The organism is Enterococcus avium (genome assembly GCF_002891025.1).
Lineage (GTDB): Bacteria > Bacillota > Bacilli > Lactobacillales > Enterococcaceae > Enterococcus_A > Enterococcus_A avium.
On record NZ_NBSL01000002.1, the window covers coordinates 2,217,240 to 2,237,480 of the forward strand.

General features: G+C 39.9%; 23 protein-coding genes and 1 pseudogene. 7 read left to right on the plus strand and 17 right to left on the minus strand.

Annotated elements, in window-relative coordinates:
* The first annotated feature begins 74 nt into the window (after positions 1-74).
* Positions 75-641 (plus strand): hypothetical protein, encoded by a 567-nt coding sequence (locus tag AUF14_RS11210; protein WP_049218363.1) that lies wholly within the window; start codon positions 75-77, stop codon positions 639-641.
* Between the two features lie 47 nt (positions 642-688).
* Here the strand turns inward: AUF14_RS11210 and AUF14_RS11215 are convergent, their stop codons facing one another.
* Both AUF14_RS11215 and AUF14_RS11220 read right to left on the minus strand, forming a co-directional pair.
* Positions 689-1,918 (minus strand): glycosyltransferase, encoded by a 1,230-nt coding sequence (locus AUF14_RS11215; protein ID WP_049218360.1) that lies wholly within the window; start codon positions 1,916-1,918, stop codon positions 689-691.
* Between the two features lie 12 nt (positions 1,919-1,930).
* Positions 1,931-2,623, minus strand: coding sequence for an aspartate/glutamate racemase family protein (locus tag AUF14_RS11220; protein ID WP_049218358.1), 693 nt, complete (start codon positions 2,621-2,623; stop codon positions 1,931-1,933).
* 130 nt (positions 2,624-2,753) lie between these two features.
* On the opposite strand from AUF14_RS11220, the gene AUF14_RS11225 reads away from it, so the two are divergent.
* The 3 genes from AUF14_RS11225 (at position 2,754) to AUF14_RS11235 (ending at position 5,112) form a co-directional block, all read left to right on the plus strand.
* Entirely contained in the window at positions 2,754-3,602 is an 849-nt protein-coding gene (locus tag AUF14_RS11225) for a helix-turn-helix domain-containing protein (protein WP_049218357.1), read from the plus strand.
* 92 nt (positions 3,603-3,694) lie between these two features.
* Positions 3,695-4,477: an LPXTG cell wall anchor domain-containing protein gene (locus AUF14_RS11230; RefSeq protein WP_102866044.1), complete on the plus strand. Its 783-nt coding sequence runs from the start codon at positions 3,695-3,697 to the stop codon at positions 4,475-4,477.
* Positions 4,474-5,112: a CPBP family intramembrane glutamic endopeptidase gene (locus tag AUF14_RS11235; RefSeq protein ID WP_049218354.1), complete on the plus strand. Its 639-nt coding sequence runs from the start codon at positions 4,474-4,476 to the stop codon at positions 5,110-5,112. The genes AUF14_RS11230 and AUF14_RS11235 overlap by 4 nt, the downstream gene beginning before the upstream one ends.
* A 44-nt stretch (positions 5,113-5,156) precedes the next feature.
* Here the strand turns inward: AUF14_RS11235 and AUF14_RS11240 are convergent, their stop codons facing one another.
* From AUF14_RS11240 to srlA, 7 genes are all read right to left on the minus strand, one after another.
* The gene (locus AUF14_RS11240; protein ID WP_016179724.1) at positions 5,157-5,981 is read right to left on the minus strand and encodes a class I SAM-dependent methyltransferase; all 825 of its coding nucleotides are present in this window, start codon (positions 5,979-5,981) and stop codon (positions 5,157-5,159) included.
* 445 nt (positions 5,982-6,426) lie between these two features.
* The gene (locus AUF14_RS11245) at positions 6,427-7,260 is read right to left on the minus strand and encodes a class II aldolase (protein WP_049218352.1); all 834 of its coding nucleotides are present in this window, start codon (positions 7,258-7,260) and stop codon (positions 6,427-6,429) included.
* A 19-nt stretch (positions 7,261-7,279) separates the two neighbouring features.
* Positions 7,280-7,954, minus strand: coding sequence for a triose-phosphate isomerase (locus AUF14_RS11250; RefSeq protein ID WP_225844218.1), 675 nt, complete (start codon positions 7,952-7,954; stop codon positions 7,280-7,282).
* Positions 7,944-9,422: a xylulokinase gene (locus tag AUF14_RS11255; protein ID WP_049218348.1), complete on the minus strand. Its 1,479-nt coding sequence runs from the start codon at positions 9,420-9,422 to the stop codon at positions 7,944-7,946. Before AUF14_RS11255 ends, AUF14_RS11250 begins: the two co-directional genes overlap by 11 nt.
* Positions 9,423-9,426: 4 nt before the next feature.
* The gene (locus tag AUF14_RS11260; protein ID WP_016179719.1) at positions 9,427-9,795 is read right to left on the minus strand and encodes a transcriptional regulator GutM; all 369 of its coding nucleotides are present in this window, start codon (positions 9,793-9,795) and stop codon (positions 9,427-9,429) included.
* A gap of 18 nt (positions 9,796-9,813) precedes the next feature.
* Positions 9,814-10,824: a PTS glucitol/sorbitol transporter subunit IIB gene (gene srlE, locus AUF14_RS11265; RefSeq protein ID WP_049218346.1), complete on the minus strand. Its 1,011-nt coding sequence runs from the start codon at positions 10,822-10,824 to the stop codon at positions 9,814-9,816.
* Between the two features lie 46 nt (positions 10,825-10,870).
* Positions 10,871-11,398 (minus strand): PTS glucitol/sorbitol transporter subunit IIC, encoded by a 528-nt coding sequence (gene srlA / locus AUF14_RS11270; RefSeq protein WP_016179717.1) that lies wholly within the window; start codon positions 11,396-11,398, stop codon positions 10,871-10,873.
* Between the two features lie 176 nt (positions 11,399-11,574).
* Here srlA and AUF14_RS11275 point away from each other — a divergent pair, with 176 nt between their 5' ends.
* Together AUF14_RS11275 and AUF14_RS11280 are read left to right on the plus strand one after the other, a co-directional pair.
* Positions 11,575-11,937, plus strand: a complete 363-nt coding sequence (locus AUF14_RS11275) for a PTS glucitol/sorbitol transporter subunit IIA (RefSeq protein ID WP_048719332.1) — start codon at positions 11,575-11,577, stop codon at positions 11,935-11,937.
* A 144-nt stretch (positions 11,938-12,081) separates the two neighbouring features.
* A complete protein-coding gene (locus AUF14_RS11280; protein ID WP_048719329.1) occupies positions 12,082-12,816 on the plus strand; it encodes a GntR family transcriptional regulator in 735 nt (244 codons plus the stop codon).
* Between the two features lie 39 nt (positions 12,817-12,855).
* Here the strand turns inward: AUF14_RS11280 and AUF14_RS11285 are convergent, their stop codons facing one another.
* The 6 genes from AUF14_RS11285 to msrA all read right to left on the minus strand — a co-directional run bounded on the left by AUF14_RS11285 (position 12,856) and on the right by msrA (position 16,806).
* Complete coding sequence (locus tag AUF14_RS11285; RefSeq protein ID WP_049218344.1) at positions 12,856-13,503, minus strand: DUF998 domain-containing protein; 648 nt, start codon at positions 13,501-13,503, stop codon at positions 12,856-12,858.
* Between the two features lie 76 nt (positions 13,504-13,579).
* Positions 13,580-13,963, minus strand: a complete 384-nt coding sequence (locus AUF14_RS22800) for an AAA family ATPase (protein WP_225844219.1) — start codon at positions 13,961-13,963, stop codon at positions 13,580-13,582.
* 24 nt (positions 13,964-13,987) lie between these two features.
* Positions 13,988-14,311 carry an AAA family ATPase gene (locus tag AUF14_RS22805; protein WP_225844220.1) on the minus strand — a complete coding sequence of 108 codons (324 nt, stop codon included), beginning with the start codon at positions 14,309-14,311 and terminating at the stop codon, positions 13,988-13,990.
* A gap of 438 nt (positions 14,312-14,749) precedes the next feature.
* A complete protein-coding gene (locus AUF14_RS11295) occupies positions 14,750-15,109 on the minus strand; it encodes a hypothetical protein (protein WP_102866045.1) in 360 nt (119 codons plus the stop codon).
* A gap of 116 nt (positions 15,110-15,225) precedes the next feature.
* The gene (locus tag AUF14_RS11300; protein ID WP_016179706.1) at positions 15,226-15,888 is read right to left on the minus strand and encodes a TetR/AcrR family transcriptional regulator; all 663 of its coding nucleotides are present in this window, start codon (positions 15,886-15,888) and stop codon (positions 15,226-15,228) included.
* A 93-nt stretch (positions 15,889-15,981) separates the two neighbouring features.
* On the minus strand, positions 15,982-16,806 hold the full coding sequence (msrA, locus tag AUF14_RS11305) for a peptide-methionine (S)-S-oxide reductase MsrA (protein ID WP_049218340.1): 825 nt from the start codon (positions 16,804-16,806) through the stop codon (positions 15,982-15,984).
* 124 nt (positions 16,807-16,930) lie between these two features.
* On the opposite strand from msrA, the pseudogene AUF14_RS23265 reads away from it, so the two are divergent.
* Positions 16,931-17,050: pseudogene (locus tag AUF14_RS23265) on the plus strand (GHKL domain-containing protein); the annotation flags it as partial.
* Between the two features lie 49 nt (positions 17,051-17,099).
* Here AUF14_RS23265 and AUF14_RS11315 read toward each other — a convergent pair.
* Together AUF14_RS11315 and AUF14_RS11320 are read right to left on the minus strand one after the other, a co-directional pair.
* Positions 17,100-18,071 carry a diaminopimelate dehydrogenase gene (locus AUF14_RS11315; protein ID WP_049218338.1) on the minus strand — a complete coding sequence of 324 codons (972 nt, stop codon included), beginning with the start codon at positions 18,069-18,071 and terminating at the stop codon, positions 17,100-17,102.
* Between the two features lie 269 nt (positions 18,072-18,340).
* Positions 18,341-20,113 carry an oleate hydratase gene (locus AUF14_RS11320; protein WP_049218336.1) on the minus strand — a complete coding sequence of 591 codons (1,773 nt, stop codon included), beginning with the start codon at positions 20,111-20,113 and terminating at the stop codon, positions 18,341-18,343.
* Positions 20,114-20,241: the final 128 nt, after the last annotated feature.

Sequence of the window (20,241 nt, forward strand, 5' to 3'; positions counted from 1 at the left end):
TAAGGATGTCAGTTCCACTTTTCGCAGTGGCTAACTGGCAAAAAATACTTTAACGGGAATAAGGAGGGAAACTAATGAAGGATTCAGATAAAAAGGGAAGTGTTGGTAGAAAGCTTTTCTGGATTTTATTTATTTTAGCATTCGCAATAACGGGCGTAACGAACTTTGCGATTGATCAGCAATTTACTTGGTTTCGAATTGTCGGGAGTGCATTGATTTTTGGAGGTTCCTTATTGGATGCGTTGCTTTTCAGCAAGAATTATCGCGTAATTCACTCGGTATCAGTTTTTACTGTATTGATCATTCCATTCTTTATGGTTGTCGAACGAACGGTGAATAATTACTTTCTAGATGCTCCGGTTTACTGGCTTGGGCCAATTGGAATTCCCATCGCAGTGACTTGGATTGTTTATTTCTGGGCATCGATCGGCACTCGAAAAATCTTGCACTGGAATATGGGTTCTTGTTTAGGGATGGCTTCACTGCTGGCGATTCCGGCTGTTCTTATAACCAATACAATTGCTAATCAAACAACTGTCTATAATGTGATCGAGATGAGCTTTATCACTATTCTCACGTTACTATCCTGCGGCGGACTCGGGCTGATTGCTGGTCTGTTTATGCGTAAACGCAAGCATTAAAAAAGCCATCCAGATTTTTTAATTAATCTGGATGGCTTTTTTGTTTATCAACGAAGATACCGCTCTTCGATTTGCTGTGCCGCAGCCTTCGCACCATCGACTCTCTTCATCAAACGCTGCATTTCTTCCGCTTTTTTTCGATAATCGGGTGATTGCAGCTTTTTGATACTACGCGACAAAGCTTCTATTGTTAATTTATTGGGCGGCAAGGCAAGCGCATTGCCAAAGTTTTCGCAATATGCGACGTTAACTTCCTGTTCGTATTGCAGGCCGATGCCAATAAAGGGTTTGCCAGAAGAGCAGGCGGTTTGCACGGTTCCTTCGCCGCCATGGATCACCGAAAAATCAACAAGTTCAGAAACCTCCAATGCTGGCAGCCAATCAAAGACATGGATATTTCCAGCAACGAAATCCTCTGGTAAATAGCTTTTAATTGGTGCGATCACCTCATAGTCGGTGGTCACAAAATAGGCTAACAGCTTTTCGATCAATGAACGATTTCCTGAACTGCCCATCGCAAAATAGACGACTGGCTTTTTTTGCTGACGAGCTTTTTCAATAATTCGACTCACCTTAGCTGGCAGCTCATAAGGCAGACACGCAAATATCGGACCGACAGATTGATAATTATCCGGAAAGACTAAATCTTTTGTGAAAGCCGGAAGTGTCGTGATTAAATTCAAATCGCCATCCAGCAAATCCAACGTATACTTAGGCAGTGCTAGTTTGTAGTGCTGCGCAACCTTTTTGAATCCACTGGGTTTCCAGGTCAAATGTTTAGAAGCCCTCAGAAAAAGCTTCCACAGAACCGACTTTGGCAAGTAGGCTTTATCCAGCTGACTAGGAATAATACAACCCGCTTCATGATTAAAATGCGGACGAGACATCGCCACTGGTTTGACGTACACCAAAGGAACTTTTTCGATACGGGCGGATAGGAAGATCGTCACGTTACTGCCTGTCACGATCACAGAAGGAGCCAACTCGTTAATCAAAGCTAACTCACTAGCGACTCGATCAGCCACAATTTCTGCCGTAAAGGGATTCTTCAAGCTTTTTCCTTGATCAAATTTAATAATCGCGGCTTCTTGCTGTGGTGTCAGTGTGGGGCTCAACAAAGAAACCTCAAACTCTGCCTCTTTGATCAACTTGAGATACGTTTTTGAAAACCCGCAAAAAACACAGTGATAGTTCTTACGCATTTGTTTGGCAATCTCGATCATCCGAGTGGTCTCCGCTAAATTAAAGGTCGCTGGAGCAAAAAGAATCGTTTTCATCACAGTCCTCATCTATTCTGCCAAGGCTTGTTCGACGGCTTTTTGGGAATGGATTTCAGTTGTATCAAAAACTGGGATCGCAACATCCGCCTGTTGGATCAACAATCCAATTTCCGTGCAGCCTAAGATGACGCCTTCCGCTCCGGCTTTGATTGCTTCTTCAATCACCTCGATAAATTTCTCTTTTGATTCCGTTAAAATCTTTCCATGACACAATTCAGCAAAAATGATTTGATTGATCGTTTCGATCGTGGCTTCGTTGGGAATCCATACATCGATCCCACTGTCGATAATTTTCTGTTTGTAAAAAGCTTGAGTCATCGTATATTTCGTCCCTAATAAGGCGACCTTTTTGATTTGCTGCGCTTGTAGTTCGGCAATCGTAGCATCTGCAATATGCAGGATCGGAATCGTTAAATATTCAGCAATCTGTGGTGCGACCTTGTGCATCGTGTTGGTGCAGATTAGTAGAAAATCAGCCCCTGCTTGTTCTAATTGCTGCGCTTCTTTTCCGAGAACCGCTCCGCTTTTTTCCCATTCATTTGCTGCCTGATAGTTTTCAATTTCTTCAAAATCAACACTGGCTAGTTTAATTTTAGCCGAATGCAGCCCACCTAATTGCTGATTCATTAATTCATTGATTCGTGTGTAATACGTTACCGTGCTTTCCCAGCTCATCCCGCCTAATAATCCAATCGTTTTCATGCGCCACCTCGTTTTCCAATTATTATAGCAAGAAACGAAAAGGAACTCGACATTCCTCGCAAACATTTAAAAACAGTTTTTAACTGAAATATGCTATGCTAACGGCAATAAATAGAGAGCTGGTGAAGCGATGTATCATGGAGAAGTGGTTCGGAAAATTCGGCTAAGTAAAGGCTTAACTCAAAAAGAGGTTTATCTCGGCATTGTTTCAAAATCCTACGCCATTGAATTTGAAAAGGGCAATCATAGTATTTCGGCGACCTTGCTGCTAGATATTTTAGAGCGACTTTCCTTAGATATGGACGAGTTTCTCTATATTAGTCAGGATTACCGCTTGAATGAGCAAGCCGATTATATTTTTCGTTACTCCAATTACAGTAACAACTATGATCTTCCAGCTCTTTATCAGCTTTTGCAGGAGCTACAAGAGCTACAAGGACCGATCGCGAATGTCCATGTTGCGGAAGTTCGTTCTCGGATTCGGATCATCGAAGCGACGAACAAAACAGGCAGCTATACACCTGATGTCGTTTTGTCAGAAGATAAGGCAACGATTATTCAGTACCTGACAAATCTGCAAACGTGGACACTGCAAGAAATCCAATTATTTGCCAACACCTTGGAATTTATTGAAGGCGAAAAACAGTTGCTCTTCTTCAAGCAGCTCTCAAAATCTTTGGAGCTGTATAAAAATTATGATCGCGGCAGAGAGATTTTCTGCAGTCTTTTAGTCAACTTAATTCGGGAGACGCTTGATGAAAACCTATTAGACTATGCGGAAGTATTAATTGAACAGCTTCTGCTGCTAAGTACCGAGTACAAAGAGTGCTTTCATCGACTGTGTGCCAAATTTTTCAAAGGGGTTTTGCTGACAAAACGCGGCGACGCGAACGGACAAACAGAAAGTGAGATGGTCTTAAAGATTCTTCATGAGCTCGATTATGCACCCCTTGCTAAAGAACTTGAATCACTTTTATAAAAATCTGGTCCAGTATATAAGACCTATTTAAAAAAATCCATTTTTCTGTGATACAACTAACAAGTATCAAAACAACAGGAAAGGATTTTGAAATGAAAACTATTAAACAAAAAATCGCTATTGGATTCGGACTTACACTCTCGACAATCGTCGTCTTTCCGTTTCACGCATTTGGAAATACAAATGGAGCGGTTAATTTTTCTTCACACAAATATTTAGTCAACGGGACACTTTACGAAACCGATAGCTCCAATGATGAGAATCGTTTATTCCTTCATAATGATAACGGAAGTTTAACACTTTATCGTGACGGCAACCATTGGTATAGTGATGGCGGCGAAGTGATTCCAGAACCTTATACCGAACCAACGACAATCCCTGAAAGCACACCTGTCACTGAGACAACAACGGAGGTACCGACAACAGCTACCTCATCAAGCGTACAAATAATTGATCAGAAAACAAATACACCTGAATCAATCAAGGATGATTTTACTGATAAACAGCATAATTCAGAAACATCTGCGCTCGAAAAGGAACCACAAAGCAGTGACGAGTCACCTGCTAAGCAAGTGATAAATAATGAAAAAAAAGCGACTGAACCAAAAAAAGAATCAGCCGCTGGCTCCGAACAAACTAGCCCAGTCGCAACAACGGAAAAATCGCAAGTTTCTTCCGCTGAAAGGACAAAAGAGAGCCAGTCAATCCAATCAGAAACACAGGTATTCTCTGATAAAAAATTACTGCCTAAAACGGGATCATCAAGGCGGCAAAACCTATTTTTTACAATTTCAGGCGTAATTCTTTTATTGTTAACGCTAATTTTGTTCAAAAAAACGAACCATAACGAAGCTTCCTTAGGAGGAAAAAAATGACTAGACAATTGAATTATTCTAAGATCATCGTCGCAACGCTGCTCGTCGGACTTGGTTTCTATCTTGTTAGCAATGTAAATCACTTTATCTCTATTCCCTATATCGGCTATTTTTCTCTTTTGATTTTTGGCACGATCGCCTATTGCCTTGTTTTTGGCTTTAAAGCATACGAAAAGCTTTATCAAAAACCAGTTCAATTCTGGAAGAATTTTATCAAGTATTTCCTCATCGCCCAGCTTTTCTCTTTTGTTTTAGGGATATTGATTGTTGCGATTACTCACACCCACAAAGGAAATCCAGCAGCAGATAATCCAATTTGGTTTTTCTTTTTAATTATGCCCTTTGCCTTGATAGGCGAAGAACTATTCAGTATTTATTTCTATGACTTATTCAAATTAAAAGCTTCACCTTTAGTAGCAAATATCCTTGTTAGCATCATATTCGGTCTAATTCATTACTGGACCTATTTCAATGGGTCTATCCTATTAACGATCCTTCAAGTGATTGCGCTTCAAGGTTCTGCCAGATTTTGGTTTAATCGCAGTTATGAACAGTCAAACTCTATTCTTACCAGCTTTGCCGTTCATTACCTGTTTGATCTTGCTGGTTTCATGCTTTCCTTTCTTCTTCATTAATACTCAAAAAGGCAGTTTCTAACAATTCAGAAACTGCCCTTTTTTTATTTTTCAACAACGAAACAAATCGTTTCTGAATCCTCTGTAGCTTTCATTCCACGAATATCTCCAAAAACTTCACTGCTTTCAAAACCTATAGTGCTTAATTCCATAAGCAGTTGTTCTTGTTCAAAGACCGTTTCCCAAATGAAAAATTCTTTGATCTTATCTGGATAAAGCAAATAATGCTGATCCAAATAGGTATTGGTTCCAGAGTAATTTTTCTGTGCTGTTAAGTGTACACACGTTTCCTGCGTCCAAAAATTATTTTTCTCCAGCTGCCAAGTTCTCGCCGCTTCGAAGTCCGCATATTTCTTCGGAGTGAAGACATCAAAAATGAATCTTCCACCTTTTTTTAGCGCAGCATAAACCTTTTGAAATACGCGCTTTCGATCCTCTGGTGAAAAAACACCCAAATCACAATAGATCAAGACGATAAGATCATAGGCCTCGCTCCCTAAATCCTCTTTCAAGTAGTCCCCGCATTGATAATCAATGACGTATTGCTTTTCTTCAGCTGACTTCGCAGCATGAGCAATACTCAATTTAGAAAAATCAATCCCTTTGACTTGATAACCTGCCTCATAAAATTTTTCAGCATAAATCCCAGGACCGCAACCCAGATCCAGCAGCTTAGGAAACGACTGTGCCGGACATTTTTGTGTCAACCACGCCATAGATTGATTTATATATTCCGCATTTCTCGTGGCCCCATCAAATTCGGTATCCAAGTGGGCCGCCAACATTTGAGGCGCTAAATGCGCATCTAACCAAATTGAATCCTTGCTGTGACTAAAAATCGGGACATCCTGTTTAATATATTCCATCATTTTTTATTCCTCTTTCTCACTGACGACAATCCAACAGACAACAAAAAAACGTGAAAAATTTCTGCACAACAAATAAACTGTCTTTTCATCCGAAAATTTTCAGTTTATTCATTGTCAGAATACTTTTCCACGTTTCACTAAAATCCTTTAATTACGGAATGAATAGTGCGCCGGACCAAAATCGCCTCTCATCTATTTTTTGTGATTGTCGTCATAATAAGTTTAGCATAATCAGTTGTATTATTACAACTCAGTCCGTCAGCTAATTTACGCTGCTGTTTCGATTATTTCTTTCTCCATCATATAGGTAGAGAAACGGTAACACAAATATTTTTAGTCAAAATAAAGAGTTTTCCCGCTAAAATTCAATCAATAAATTAAGTAGCCTAGCTCACAAAAGAAGCCAACAAACATCGACCGTTTGTTGACTCGTTATTCGTAGTAGTTATCTATTCAGTTCTTTGATCTTTTCTACAGTTTTTTTCTGAACCGAGTTTTTTGCATTTGTCAAAACAGCGATCAAATTAGCCTCAGCAGGATTGCTATCATAGGCATGGCCAATACTCTGAATATAGCTTTGGCGTAATTCACTTGCTACATTTATTTTGACTACATTGTAGCTTTTCATTCGTTTTAAATCACTTGAAGAAATCCCGGATCCGCCATGAATGACTAAAGGAACAGCCGATTCTTCAGCGATTTTTGCTAATAAGTCAAAATCAATCTGCGGTTCTTCATCCATCCCATGAACATTCCCCACAGAAACCGCCAATAGATCACAGCCTGTTCGTTCCACAAACTCTTTCACCTGCTTTGGATCTGTTTTACAATCTGCTTCGCTGACATGATCATCTTCTTTTCCCTTAATCGCACCTAATTCGGCTTCCACCGGAACGCCATAGGCTTTCGCAAAATCGACGGCTGCTTTGGTATAACGAATATTTTCTTCAAAATCAAACTCTGCACCATCAATCATTACTGAATTAAATCCAGCACGTACCGCTGCTTTAAAATCCGTCAGTTTTTTCCCATGGTCCAAATGCAGCGCTACTGGTGTATCCATGAAGCGAGCTTGGCGCTTAACCATTTCCACAATGCCTTCATAGCCGGCTAATCCAATATTAGAAGGAGCAATTTGGATGAAACTTGGAATTTTGGTTTCTTCAACAGCCTCCAAGATACCTACTGTTGTTTCCAAATTGGTTGTATTAAAGGCACCGCCCACTACTTGTTGTTCCTGAATGAATTCAACTAATAAATTTCCGTTGACTAATGGCATTCCTTTTCACACTCCTTTTTCATCTCAACGCTCCTAATAAATCAGATAGCAGCTCCTCTTTATTCTCGGCTAATGCCAAAGTGCTAGATATCCCCGTACCTTGCGCACCTAAACGAATCAAGCGACGAACATCTGCACCACAAGTAATTCCAGCCCCTTCCATGATTAAAATATCTGGATTTACTTTTCTTACAGCCGCCATTGTATCTGCAATATATTTCTCATCGCTCAATGTTCCTGTCCCTACTAAATGATTCGGTTCACAGAGTACAATATCCGGATCAAGCATTGCCACTGCAGCTGCTTCATCTGGTGTGTCTGCACATACAATAGTAATGATCCCTAATTCTTTGGCACGTATGATTGTTGTGCTTAATTCTTTTATTGTTAATTGATGTTCCATGTGATTTAAGAATGTCGCTTGTACACCATTTTCTTTGAGGGATTCCAAGATTGTCCTCCCCATTCCTCTTCCTAATCCGTTAGCATCCGCCGTTTGTGCAGTTACAATGACGTGTTCCGTATTCTGAACAATATTTACCAATTCTGTAGCCGGTGCAACAAAAAAAATCGTAGATTCATGTTCCTTTGCATACTGATCGGTCAACTTTGCTAATTCTAGCAGCTCATTACCTACTAAATAAGACTTAGGGCTAACTGTGAAAAAGGGAGGAGTTATTGCTTCACGCTTCATCATTTTCGCTCCTTTCCTTTTTAATCAACGCATCTGAATAAGTGATAAATGCTTGATAGTTGTTCTGATATTTTTTTACTAATATTTCTTCTGGTTCATATTCCCGCAGCTCATTTGGTAGAACGGGATACCGTTGGTGACAGTGATAATAAGCCAGCATTGCCGCACCACAATTGGCTTCGCGGGCAGTACAATTGATCTGGATTACACAATTTAAAACATTGGCAAATATTTGCGGCCAAAGCTGACTTTTAGCGCCGCCGCCAATCAGCAGGCATTTATCATTTTTTTGCAACGGCCGCATTTGTTGCATCAATCTCTTGATTGCAAAGGCGGTTCCTTCATAAACTGCCAATGAAAAATCATCTTGTTCGCTATTTAAATCAATGCCAAAGAATGCTCCGGAGAGTTTGCTCTCTTTAAACAAGGTCTTATCCCCGTTCAGATAGGGAAAGAAAATCACTTGGTTCTCACCTAGTTTAGTTGTTAGCCTTGCTTCAAATTGAGTAATATCTTGCTGAATGATGTTCTCTGACCACCACTCGATCACTTTCGCACCGCTTTGCAATGCTCCTTGCGTGATAACCCGCTGGTCTTCTTTGGCGATTTTAGCTAGTATATTTTTCCCGGTGGTCAGCCGCTCATTACATCTGTTTGATAGAATTACTACTCCTGATGTTCCTAAAGAAATAATCGGCTGCTGGACCTGTTGGTTTTGATTTGCAATCGCCGAAGCGACATTATCCCCAGTTCCAACTACTACAGGAATTCCTTTCTTTCCTTCAATATCGAACAAGGATAGATCCAGGGTGCCCGCACGACTAGAAGCATAGCCAACCTCTGGCAGTATTTTTTCGGAAAGCTGGAATGTGGATAAAACCTCTTCAGACCATTGTTCAGTAGTCACATTATATAAACTGCTGGTTGATGCATCGCAATAATCTGTAAACAGCTCCCCAGTAAGAATCAGGCGAACATAATCCTTGGCTATCAAGATTTTCCCTAAACGTTCGTAATGTTCTGGCTCAAATTGCTTCAGCCAAATAAGATTGGCTAAAGGACTGCCTGTTGAGACAATAGCTAAAATATTTTCAGTTTGCGAATTTTTCGGTAATTCCGTTTTGATTTTCTTTACCACATCAATTGTTCGCTCATCATTCCACATGATGGCTGGTCGCACTGGCTGCTGCGCTTGATCTAAGAATACGGTTGTATGCATTTGTCCGGTAACGCCGATCGCTTCTATTTTCTGGTACGGAAAATTGGAAAAAATTTCTGCTAATTGTTCAAGAACGATCGTTGACCAAATAGTCGGATCAATTTCCCTCCAGCCGTCTTCGGTTGCGGTATAGTTGTATCTCTTACCAACATGAAAGCAGATGTTGAATCTTTCATCGTAGACTACTGTCTTGATTGAAGTAGTACCGATATCGATTCCAATATAGTATTCTGCGTTAACGTCTTTCATTGACTTAGCCTCGTTGTTCTTGAATTTTGTTTAGGGATAATTTCAGCGCATCATAGAACTTGTCTCCGTTCGCTTTCTCCAAGACTGAATCCACGCCACAGCCAACCAGCTCAGATTTTTGTCTAAAGTTAGAAAAGGTTGTCCACCCATATAAATACTGACAATCTGTAATTTTCCCATCAAAGTCTGCAACGATAATGACCATTACTTTTCTGAAAAAGTTGACTTTGCTTATTCCAGTTCCTAAATAACCAGTAAAATTCTGCTTCAATTCACTAAGCTTGCCGTTGACTTTTTTCCAATGAAAATAAGAAGAGATCGTTCCTAGCAACCAGACTAGAATTATCACAAATAAAATCTTTATTTCATCCATCACTCTCGCTCCTATCCTCTATAGACCAAATGAAGCAAAGTAAGCAATCACAATTGCCAATGGTCCTGTCAATAATTTCCCAATCAGAAAGGCTGGCACTCCATTTTCAATGGTTTCAGGTTTTGCTTCCATTAATGTCAGGCCAACTGGAGCAAAATCAGAACCCACCTGGCAATTCACCGCATACAACGCCGGTAAAGCATAATGTGCCGGAATCGTTCCCGAAGCAATTTGATTCCCGATTAATAGACTGATCACTGACGCGATGATTGCTCCTGGACAAATCAACGGCGAAAGGAATGGGATACTACAAAACAGACCGATCGCGATCAGACCCCAAATACTTCCAGCTAATGGGGATAATAAGTTTGCAATGACATCTGCAAAACCTGTGTAGTTAATAATACCGATTAGAACAGATACAAACAGCATGAAAGGAATGATATTTCGAATAATTGTATCAACAGTATCTCGTGCGGCTTGATAGATGACGTTGATTACATTTCCAACGGTTACCCCTACTTTGTTGATAGCATCCATCATGCCATTGCTTTTTGTTTTATTCGACTCGTACTTTTCACGTGCTTCTTTCGTGATGCTCTTCTTGACTCCTGCATTTTCCTTTTCAGTACTTGTCTGATTAATAGTTGCTTCTTCTCCTTCAGCAGCTAAAGTAATACTCGTAGGCGTTACTCCTGAAACAAAAATATCCTCCGTAATATATTTTGCTAACGGACCAGAAGGTGAACCTAATTTTACATTTACTGTCGGAATTCCTAATTTTGGATATGTTCCACAACGAGCAATTCCTGCGCAGTCAATTACTGCACAAAATGCTTCCTTGGTATCAATCGGATTAGTAAATTGGTCAATTACCGTCGCTCCAGATAATTCGGCGATACGTTCTGCTACTGGATTGATTCCGCCTGTCGTCACACTGATCACATATTTCTTTTCAGCTGTAGGCGTTACAACTAAAGGTCCGCCCCAGCCGCCATTACCATGAGAAATCTTTATCGTATTGAACATGTTATTTCCTCCCCAGTTCTCTTTTCATTCCTGCTGAATTTCTATTTTAAGAAACTTCCGCTGTTCTTCTGGCTGCGAAGCGTTTGGCTAATTGCTCAGTTACAATGCCGCGAATCAGACAAATGACAAAACCTGTTAATAAGAAACGAATGGCCAAATCACTTTGATTTCCGACTGATGCAAACCCGCCTGAGACCCCTAGCCAAACGAATAGTTCTGAGGAATTGGCATGTGGAAACAAACCAGTGATCGGGTGCAGCATTGAAACAGTTGAATCATAGAACCCTGCCTTGTATTCTTCTTCTAAAAAGGTTCCAAAGGTATAACACATTGGGTTCGTTAGAAAGAAACAAGCCAAGAAAGGAATAACGGTGTATCTCAAAAGTGTGAAACGAGTCATCTTCTTCATAAAACCAAAGACTCGATCTTCGCCGATAAATTGAATAAGAGCGTTAACAAAAAGAATCAGACAAGCAATCAACGGGATCATTCCTCCAACAAATGAAGTGAATTGATCTGCTCCCGCTTGAAACAAACCAGTAAAGTGTTCTGCGATGTTAATCAAAAAATCCATAATAAATCTTCCTTTCTCTAATTAATTGATCCTTCTTTAAAGCTAGAATGTCCTCCTTTACTTGACGGTGCCGAAAGCTATTTGTTACTATACATATATAAACGTCTATAATGGTATAGTAATAGGAACGCTTTCATTTGTCAACAGGATTTCAAAAAATAATAGGAGGAATAACAATGAAAATCTTTGAAACTACGGTAATTGCGATTGGGCAGGATGCGGAAGAATTTAAACAGGAGAACATGCTGCTATTTTTCGGCGAAGAAGCGCCGCCTGAACTTAGTGATTTTTGCTATAAAATTATGGTTACGCCAATTCAGGAAAGAATTGTTCCTGATATGGTTCTTTGCTTTAACAATGAAAGATATGCAATAACTGCTGTAGGGAAAGTTGCAGAAGAAAATCTACGGCAGCTTGGTCATATTACTGTCAATTTCGATGGTGCTGCAATAAGCGAGCTGCCAGGAACTATTCATGTTGAGCAGAAACCTCTTCCAACTATTAATGTTGGCGATCTTGTTTCTATCATAAGAACGTAATTTTCCCGAATAGATCATAGCTATCGAGAAAGAACGAATGTCATTTAGTTCCATTTCAAAGAAATTATCCCTACATATCGCATGTAAAATTGGATATAATGATATCAAGAACTTTTCGACTAAGGGTTAGGAGAATTTGATTTTATGGAAATCGATAAGAATTCATTAGTACCAATTTACGAACAAGTGATGGATTATATTAAGAAGAAAATTGAAAAAGGCGAATGGAAAAAGGGAGATAAAATTTCTACAGAAAAAGATCTCATGGAACTTTTCGATGTAAGTCGCGGTACGATCAAGAAGGCTATCTCATTACTGGTAGAAGAAAAGGTTTTAACTCAAAAGCAAGGCAAAGGTACCTTTGTCATTGACGAAAACATCAGCTTTCCTTTAGCAGAAGGTTTGATCTCTTTCTCTGAATCAATGAAAAGCCAAGGCATTGATTTTGAGACAGAATTAATCAATTTAGAAAAAAAGAAGGCAGATGAAAAAATTGCTGAGCAGCTAAAAATCAATATTGGCGACGACTATCTTTTTATTGAGCGAACACGAACGGTGCATGATGAAGTGGTCATGTTCATTCAAAATAATATTAATATCCAATTAGCGCCCAATATCGATACTGCAGATTATGCTCACGAAAGTCTTTTTAATATAGTTGAAAAATACAGTGAACATAAGGTGGCTTATAGTGAAACTTCTTTTGCGGCTGTTCCATCTACTAAGACAATTTCCGAACTACTTCATATAGAAGAAAATTCTCCATTACTTTATCAAGAACAATTGGTTCATCTAGAAGATGATTCGATTATCGAACTAGGAAGAGTCTGGCTTAAGTCAAATAAATTTTATGTTGGAAGTATTTTACAAAGATTATAAAATCAAATAGAAAAATCCTGTAAACACAGCAGCTAATGCTCATCGGTTTACAGGATTTTTAATCTGGCTCCAAGTAAAAAGAACAATCGGCAAATAATTAAAAACAAAACTGAGCCTCTGCCAAAAGCCTAGCTGTTGAAAAATGATGAATTGATTCAATTGCGGGATACGAGCCAGTCCATACATCGAAGCAATTGTTACACTTAAAACAAATAATTTTAAATAGCGCCGGCTTTCGTAAGGATTGTTCTGTTTTTTGTAAATCCAATACAAGATTAAAGGAAACAGCAAAAAGCCAGTATAACCGATCCCTGAGCCGATATTGTGCACCCAAGTCGAGAAATCCCACTGAACTTCAACAGAATCGACGCTAAACAAGCCAGTAAAAATACAATCACCAATACCATACAGCCCGATCGCTGCGGTAGCTAAACTAGCTAGTCCCTTCGAAGTTTCTTTCAAAGCTGCATAGATTGCTGGCAACGATAGCGTATAAAAACTACCAGCAACTACTGACCAAATCAAGAAAGCACTTCGAACTGGGCTATCTATATCCCCAAACAGGCTGATTACAGCAATCAACTGATTGAGCTTTGGGTAAAATATTCCTAAGACGTACGGCGTCAAAAAATCAGCGATTACCGCGATGAGTAAAAAATAGAAGCCGTATTTTTTTAAGTAGCGCAAATTTTCCATCTCCCATTTTCTAGCTAGAATTATTCTAACACTGGCATTGTGAACTAGAAAAAGGAAAACCCCTGAATCAATCCAACAAATAATGCAACATACGCTTATGGTCGTCGTAAAAAAGCTTCGTTTCTTTATAAGCAAGGGTCTCTTCTAACGGTAGTTGCTCCAGTCCGGCTTCTGAGAACTGATAAATCGTTGCAGCAGGATAGGCCATCAGAATCGGAGAATGGGTGGCGATAATCAGTTGACTTCCTGTCTCAACTAGGCGGTGAATTTCTCGCAGCAACGTATATTGACGACTCGTCGCAAGACCTGCTTCCGGCTCATCTAACAGATAAAAGCCTTCCTTACCGAAACGATTTTCAATGATCGACAACAGTCCTTCTCCATGAGAGCGGGTGTGTAGAGACTTTCCACCATAGGAGGCAAAAGCAACTTCGCCATCATCCTTCGCCATGTATTCCAATTCAGAGGCAACATTTTAATAAGTCTCCGAACGAAGGAAAAATTTTGTCTTAGGAAGATTTCCCTTTCTAACTAAACGCACTGACTCATGTAATTCAGAGTGACTCTCCACAGTTTGAAAATTAAAGTTCTGACTGCCGCCTTCCGGATTAATTCCATAGGCAACCGCAATCGCTTCTAGAATGGTGGATTTCCCCGTCCCATTGTCTCCAGATAGAAAAGTAACCGGTTGTTCAAAGCTTAGACTCCCTTTGCGAAAAATTTCTTGAACCGCAAAAACATCAAATGGATAAACGATCTTTTTAGGAAAATCAGTTAATTTAAGTTCATGAACAAACACCCATCTTCCTCCCATAAATTTGACTTATACACCTTCTCATCATACCTTAATTATTTGACAAAGAGAAAGACGATTTCTGTAAAAAAAGACAGAGGATTTCACCTCTGCCTATTAGATTCATGTTCGATCTTTTCAATTAATACTAATACTACACTTAGGCAAACTCCTTGAACAAACGATAAGAATATATCCAATTGGCTAACCTACTTTTTTCTTGCTAGAACCGGATGATAGCAACAACCCGACTAACGTTAAAACTAACAACACTTTAAACATTCATATTCACTCTCCTCTTTGCCTATTCACAAATATACGCAACAATTGATGGTTATTTTCAAATTGAACGTATTGTTTCGAAACGACAATTTATTGGATGAGCAAAGCAGAAATTCATAAAAATCGGAAAGTATTGTTTCTACTTTTCTAGCAGTACCTCTTTTAGATCATTCGTTTGGCAATAGCCATATACTTTTTCAACAGGGTGCCGCAAACAATAGATAAAGCCACAAAGATCAAACCAACGATAAAGCCAACCAACACCTGAGGAAATCCGGTCAACTGAACAAACAGTACATTGAATGGAATATGCAGGATACCAAAAAGATTCATCATGGCAACTGCTGGTAAACCAATCCCGATGATGCCGAAAGCTCCGGTTAGCACCGATAGGATTGGTAAAATAAACATCCCTGAAAAGATTACTGTGATCCCTCCGCCGATTCGTTCGAACATTGTTCTTTGTTTTTGATTCTCACCATTTACACCGTAGACATTGCTTTTATTCATTTTTTGTTCCATTTTAAAACACTCCTTTTTCTTTTTTATTGGCTTCATTTGTTGAAGTAACATTCATTATATAAATACCGAACGACGGTATGTATAACTTTTAAATAAAACTGCCTAGAAGGCAGAAATTAATTTTTTTGATTGTACATCTTGCGAAATTTCTCAAGCCGCTTGACTGCATCCTTATCAAAAATCTCAATGCCCATTTTACCCATCATTTCTTGAAAGAGGGCAAAGCGGTTGGTTACACTACTTGGATCTTCATCATGAACCAATGGAATCAGCCAGATATTTATCAGTAACAGAATCATCTCCGCCAGCTCTTTAGGATAATCGGTCTTGATCGAGCCATCCGCGATTCCTTCTTCAATGATCGGCTGAACAAAGTGCGGCACCGATTCGGTATAGATTCCCTCGATTTGCATCGCCAGCATCTGGGGATTTTTTAGAAAGTCAGGTGCCATTTGAAACATGTCATCCTGGCGGGGACTTTCTAACGCTGTCGTAAACAGCGCCTGCAGCTTTTGTAATCCGGTCATACTTGAATCTTTCTCAAGCAGTCGCAGGTGATCTAACTCGTTGTCATTATTTTGATAAAGCTTATTCATCACGCCATCGAGGATATCTTCCTTTGATTTGAAATGGTGGTAAATCGCTCCTTTTGATAAACCGCCGAGATGATTGACGATATCTTGGATTGACGTATGTTCATAGCCTTTTTCTAAAAATAGTTGCATCGAAACATCCAAAATTTTATTTACTGTTTCTTCTGGGTATTTATTCCGAGCCATCTTGGTATCTCCTATTCATACATTCGGTTGGTATGTATATAATATAATCCCATCCTAGCCGAATGTCAACACTTTAAAAAAATTTCTTTTGTTTTATTTACTTCGCAGGAATCCGGTTCGTAATTTTCCCTTTAAATGCTGATAGGTCAGGAATTGCTGACGCGCACGTTTGATGGCCTTGTAGCGCTTCGGCTGCTTCTTGTAGAATTCTTGATGGTAATTTTCCGCCGGCCAAAATGTGCGGGCTGCTTCTATTTCAACAATGATCAGTTTCTTATAAGCACCTGACTCGATCACTGTCAGTTTCTTTTTCTCAGCAATTTCACGTTGTTCTTCATTCAAGGTAAAAATAATCGGACGATATTGAACGCCTCGATCTTGAAATTGCCCAAACGCATCGGCGGGATCAATGATTTGCCAATAAAGTTCCATCAGCTCTTGATAGCTGACGATTCGTGTGTCGAAAATAATCTCGACCGCTTCGACATGACCAGTGTAGCCACCGCTGACTTGGTCATAGCTGGGATGCTCTGTCGTTCCTCCAGTATACCCGGATAATACTGAGACGATGCCCGGATGTGTCTCGAAAGGCTCCACCATACACCAGAAACAGCCCCCCGCAAAAATCGCTCGTTCTTGAAAAGCTGGATCATCAATCTCATGCTTTTCCGCTTTTAGTTCACTGGATTCGTCACCTGTAAGCTCCTGATAAAAATCCGTCACGTCCGGAGTTAGATTATTCCGAAGAGCTAACGGGCGCAAATCGGCTTCCAACTTTGCAACCTGATCTTTGAAGCTTACGTCAGCTTCTAAACCATCTTTGGCTGTCGTTAACAAATACCGTTCCCATTCGCGCGTATTGGGATTTAAGATCAGATTATAGATTTTTTCTAGAACTTCTTCTTGGGTTAATCGCATGATGCTCACCTCTATCTCGTTACTTTAGTGCCTGAAATTTACCACAAAAAAGCAGAATAATCGAATAGTTGGATTGGATAACCCACCTTCTGGCACTCGTTTCTTCTGAACCAAAGTAAAACTACAGGATCACGGAATCGGATTGCAATCTGTCCGTTCCATCGTCGAAAGCTACAATGGGAACTTGGATATCAACTATGATGAGGAACGATTCTCTCTGGTAGTGCTGATCAGCGACATATAAAAAAGCGAAGTGACCTAGCTGGCTAGGTATCACTTCGCTTTAATACTGCTTATAGTAATTCTTTTCTCAATGTTGCATCATCAATCGGTGACAAGTATTTCGGTGCAATGTCTAATACCGTAAAGGCGCCGAATTGTTTTTCTCTTGCCAAGCGAGCGCATGCTCTGGCATATGCGACCAGTACGCTGGCAGTAAATTCAGGATTGCTTTCTAATTGCAGATTGTACTCAATCACTTGTTTCGTTTCTTTATGAGTTGTACCTGTACGCAGCACCGTACCGCCGTGAGGCATCGCATGATGATCACGTTTCAATTCTTCGGCTGAAATAAAATGAACGATCGTATCATATTCATCGAAATAATTGGGCATCGTAACGATCTCTTTCTTGATCGCCTCAGCGTCTGCTCCTGCCTCTAAAACAACAAAGCATTCTCGTAAATGTTTGTCACGAGTCGTCAATTCCATTTTCTCGCCAGCTTTTAGCTTCTCGATCACTTCGCTTTTAGGAATCGTGTATTGGATCGCATCCGCAACCCCTGCAATTCTTCTTAAAGCATCTGAATGTCCTTGACTCACACCTTTGCCCCAAAAAGTATAGGTCTCTCCTTCTGGTAAAATACTTTGCGCGTATAACCGATTCAAGCTAAACAAGCCGGGGTCCCAACCGGTGGAAATAATCGAAACAGTTTGATGTTCCTTCGCTTCCTTATCGACATTCGTAAAGTGCTCAGGAATCTTCGCGTGGGTATCAAAACTATCGATCGTATTAAAGTTTTTCGTGATCGCCGGTGTTTGGACAGGTAGATCCGTTGCTGATCCACCACACAAAATGCACACATCAATGGTTCCCTTCTGTGCGTCTAACTCATCTAGTCCAAAGGCTGGTGCGCCATCTGTCTGAACGGTTTCGGGATTTCTTCTTGTAAAAACACCAACTAATTCCATATCCGCATTTTGCTTTAATGCCCGTTCCACTCCGCGCCCTAAATTTCCATATCCAACAATTGCTACTTTGATCATTCGTTGTCCCCCTCAATGTATTTATTAGAATTATACTATAAATCAAGCAGCAACATTAGAAAAAATCTCATAACAAACAGGACGAGCTGATCCAAAGTTCTAAAAGACTTTTAGATCAGCTCATTTTCACGAATATACATCGATTCATAAACAACATCTGCGAAAATAAACCGAAAACTCACAAAAATTTGAAAAGGAAATTTTTGGATTTTTCTTTTTTCTTGACGCTGAACTCTGATGATTCGGTCGTTAAGCTTAGGATGTTTCTCCTACAGTAAATGATTTTCCTTCAACACATCGCCAATATAGGTATGCTCCACTTTCTTCACAAAATGCTCCAACACTTTTTTCTCAATAAATGGCAGATCCATTTCCGAAAGCTTCTTACGATCACTTAAATAATAGACTGAATTAGCTAACGTCCGAAGATCATAGGCCGAGGCAAATACTTCTGGCACGCCCCGTTCGATGTCTAAGAATGTGTAAACAGCTTCCATCGCTGTTCGAACTGAATACTCTGTCGTAAAGACAGTATCACGTTCGGTTTCAGCAAAGTTGCCGATGAAGGCAAGGTTCTCTGAGCCATTTGGAATGACTAATGGACGATCACCAGGTTCTCGCAACATAAAATACGAGGTGATAAACGGCATATAAACTGGTGTTACCACGCATGATTCTTCAGAGAATTTCTTGATGTCTTCTTCTGGAACCCCTAAATGATACATCAGTTCTTGAACGATCTCTTGCCCGCTGCATTGTTCGATCGGTTTTTTGATGTAATTTCCAGGCGTATTAGATAATAAACCATAGACCCAAGTCACCGTTTGTTGATCACTTTGCTCTTTGAAATGTGGTTGACGGTGTGTCGCAAAGCTCATCAGCCAATTCGAATCCTTGATGGTGATGATTCCGCCTGTTACCACTTTCCCAGTTCGCAATTTACGTTGAGTCAAGCGTGAAATATACGGTTCAATATCAAAGTTTTCCCAAGTCACTGTGGCAGAAACAAACCAGCTTTCATCTGGCAGGTTGTCACAAAAAACTTCAGGGTGACCAAATTCATTCGATTGTTTTGCCAAGTTTTTCCAAAGATTCCAGCTGCCGCCTAATTCATGAGTAATCGGTGCTGGGGTATGATGATTGCCTTCTGTAGAGCTCTCCGTGATTGATCCGTTCGTAACGAAAACCAAATCATTTTCTGTTAAGTCGATCTCTTCAGCTTTATCTGAACGTGTCAACAGAATCTTTTTCGCTACTTTTTTATCAGGAGTAGCTTCGACTTCAATATTATTGATTTTCGTTTCATATTGGAAATCTACTCCATGGTCATTTAAGAAGGCCAATAATGGTTTCACTAACGATTCATATTGATTGTAGCGAGTAAATTTCAATGCTGTAAAATCTGGCAAGCCCTTGATATGGTGAATGAAACGCATCACGTAGCGGCGCATTTCAATCGCTGAATGCCATTTTTCAAAGGCAAACATTGAACACCAGTACAACCAGAAGTTCGATGCAAAAAATTCTTCTCCAAAAACGTCTTCGATTTTCTTACCAATCAGTTGATCTTCTGAAGTCATGAAAAGCTCAACCAATTCTTTTTGTGCTTTTTTCGACAATGTAAAATCACCATCATCCTCTGCACGTTCTCCACGATTGTAGATGATCCGGCAATTTGATGAATTCGGATCATCATGATCCAACCAATAGAACTCATCTAAAACCGAAGCATTCTCTACTTCCAATGAAGGCACTGAGCGGAATAAATCCCACAAGCATTCAAAGTGATTTTCCATTTCTCGTCCGCCACGAGTTACAAAGCCGTCATGAGGAATAAATTTTCCATCTAATGAACCGCCAGACAAGGAAAGCTCTTCAAAAATATGGATGTGTTCGCCTTTCATTTGTCCATCCCGAATTAAAAAAACAGCTGCAGCTAAGCCTGCCAGACCTGCTCCGACGATATAGGCACTCTTGTCGTCCACGCCTGCCGGTTTTCTTGGTCTAGCAAATGCTTCATAATTCCCATTCGTATATCTCATGATGTTTCCCCCTTCAATTTGATAAACTCAGCTTACCAATAGCCAAAAATAATTGAAAACGAGACGCTTCCTTGTATTCATAAAGTTAGACTATTTGGCTGATTTGTCTAAAAAAAAGAAACGTCAGA

Bases quoted from the DNA above. Each gene is read 5' to 3' on its own strand.
- AUF14_RS11280 (WP_048719329.1), top strand. From the start codon at position 12,082: ATGGAAATCGATAAGAATTCATTAGTACCAATTTACGAACAAGTGATG.
- AUF14_RS11245 (WP_049218352.1), bottom strand. From the start codon at position 7,260: ATGCCATTAGTCAACGGAAATTTATTAGTTGAATTCATTCAGGAACAA.
- msrA (WP_049218340.1), bottom strand. From the start codon at position 16,806: ATGCGATTAACCCAAGAAGAAGTTCTAGAAAAAATCTATAATCTGATC.
- AUF14_RS11315 (WP_049218338.1), bottom strand. From the start codon at position 18,071: ATGATCAAAGTAGCAATTGTTGGATATGGAAATTTAGGGCGCGGAGTG.
- AUF14_RS11300 (WP_016179706.1), bottom strand. From the start codon at position 15,888: ATGGCTCGGAATAAATACCCAGAAGAAACAGTAAATAAAATTTTGGAT.
- AUF14_RS11220 (WP_049218358.1), bottom strand. From the start codon at position 2,623: ATGAAAACGATTGGATTATTAGGCGGGATGAGCTGGGAAAGCACGGTA.
- AUF14_RS11225 (WP_049218357.1), top strand. From the start codon at position 2,754: ATGTATCATGGAGAAGTGGTTCGGAAAATTCGGCTAAGTAAAGGCTTA.
- AUF14_RS22800 (WP_225844219.1), bottom strand. From the start codon at position 13,963: ATGGCGAAGGATGATGGCGAAGTTGCTTTTGCCTCCTATGGTGGAAAG.
- AUF14_RS11235 (WP_049218354.1), top strand. From the start codon at position 4,474: ATGACTAGACAATTGAATTATTCTAAGATCATCGTCGCAACGCTGCTC.
- AUF14_RS11275 (WP_048719332.1), top strand. From the start codon at position 11,575: ATGAAAATCTTTGAAACTACGGTAATTGCGATTGGGCAGGATGCGGAA.
- AUF14_RS11215 (WP_049218360.1), bottom strand. From the start codon at position 1,918: ATGAAAACGATTCTTTTTGCTCCAGCGACCTTTAATTTAGCGGAGACC.
- AUF14_RS11230 (WP_102866044.1), top strand. From the start codon at position 3,695: ATGAAAACTATTAAACAAAAAATCGCTATTGGATTCGGACTTACACTC.
- AUF14_RS11295 (WP_102866045.1), bottom strand. From the start codon at position 15,109: ATGGAACAAAAAATGAATAAAAGCAATGTCTACGGTGTAAATGGTGAG.
- AUF14_RS11320 (WP_049218336.1), bottom strand. From the start codon at position 20,113: ATGAGATATACGAATGGGAATTATGAAGCATTTGCTAGACCAAGAAAA.
- AUF14_RS11240 (WP_016179724.1), bottom strand. From the start codon at position 5,981: ATGATGGAATATATTAAACAGGATGTCCCGATTTTTAGTCACAGCAAG.
- AUF14_RS11255 (WP_049218348.1), bottom strand. From the start codon at position 9,422: ATGAAAGACGTTAACGCAGAATACTATATTGGAATCGATATCGGTACT.
- AUF14_RS11260 (WP_016179719.1), bottom strand. From the start codon at position 9,795: ATGGATGAAATAAAGATTTTATTTGTGATAATTCTAGTCTGGTTGCTA.
- AUF14_RS11210 (WP_049218363.1), top strand. From the start codon at position 75: ATGAAGGATTCAGATAAAAAGGGAAGTGTTGGTAGAAAGCTTTTCTGG.
- srlE (WP_049218346.1), bottom strand. From the start codon at position 10,824: ATGTTCAATACGATAAAGATTTCTCATGGTAATGGCGGCTGGGGCGGA.
- AUF14_RS11250 (WP_225844218.1), bottom strand. From the start codon at position 7,954: ATGAAGCGTGAAGCAATAACTCCTCCCTTTTTCACAGTTAGCCCTAAG.
- srlA (WP_016179717.1), bottom strand. From the start codon at position 11,398: ATGGATTTTTTGATTAACATCGCAGAACACTTTACTGGTTTGTTTCAA.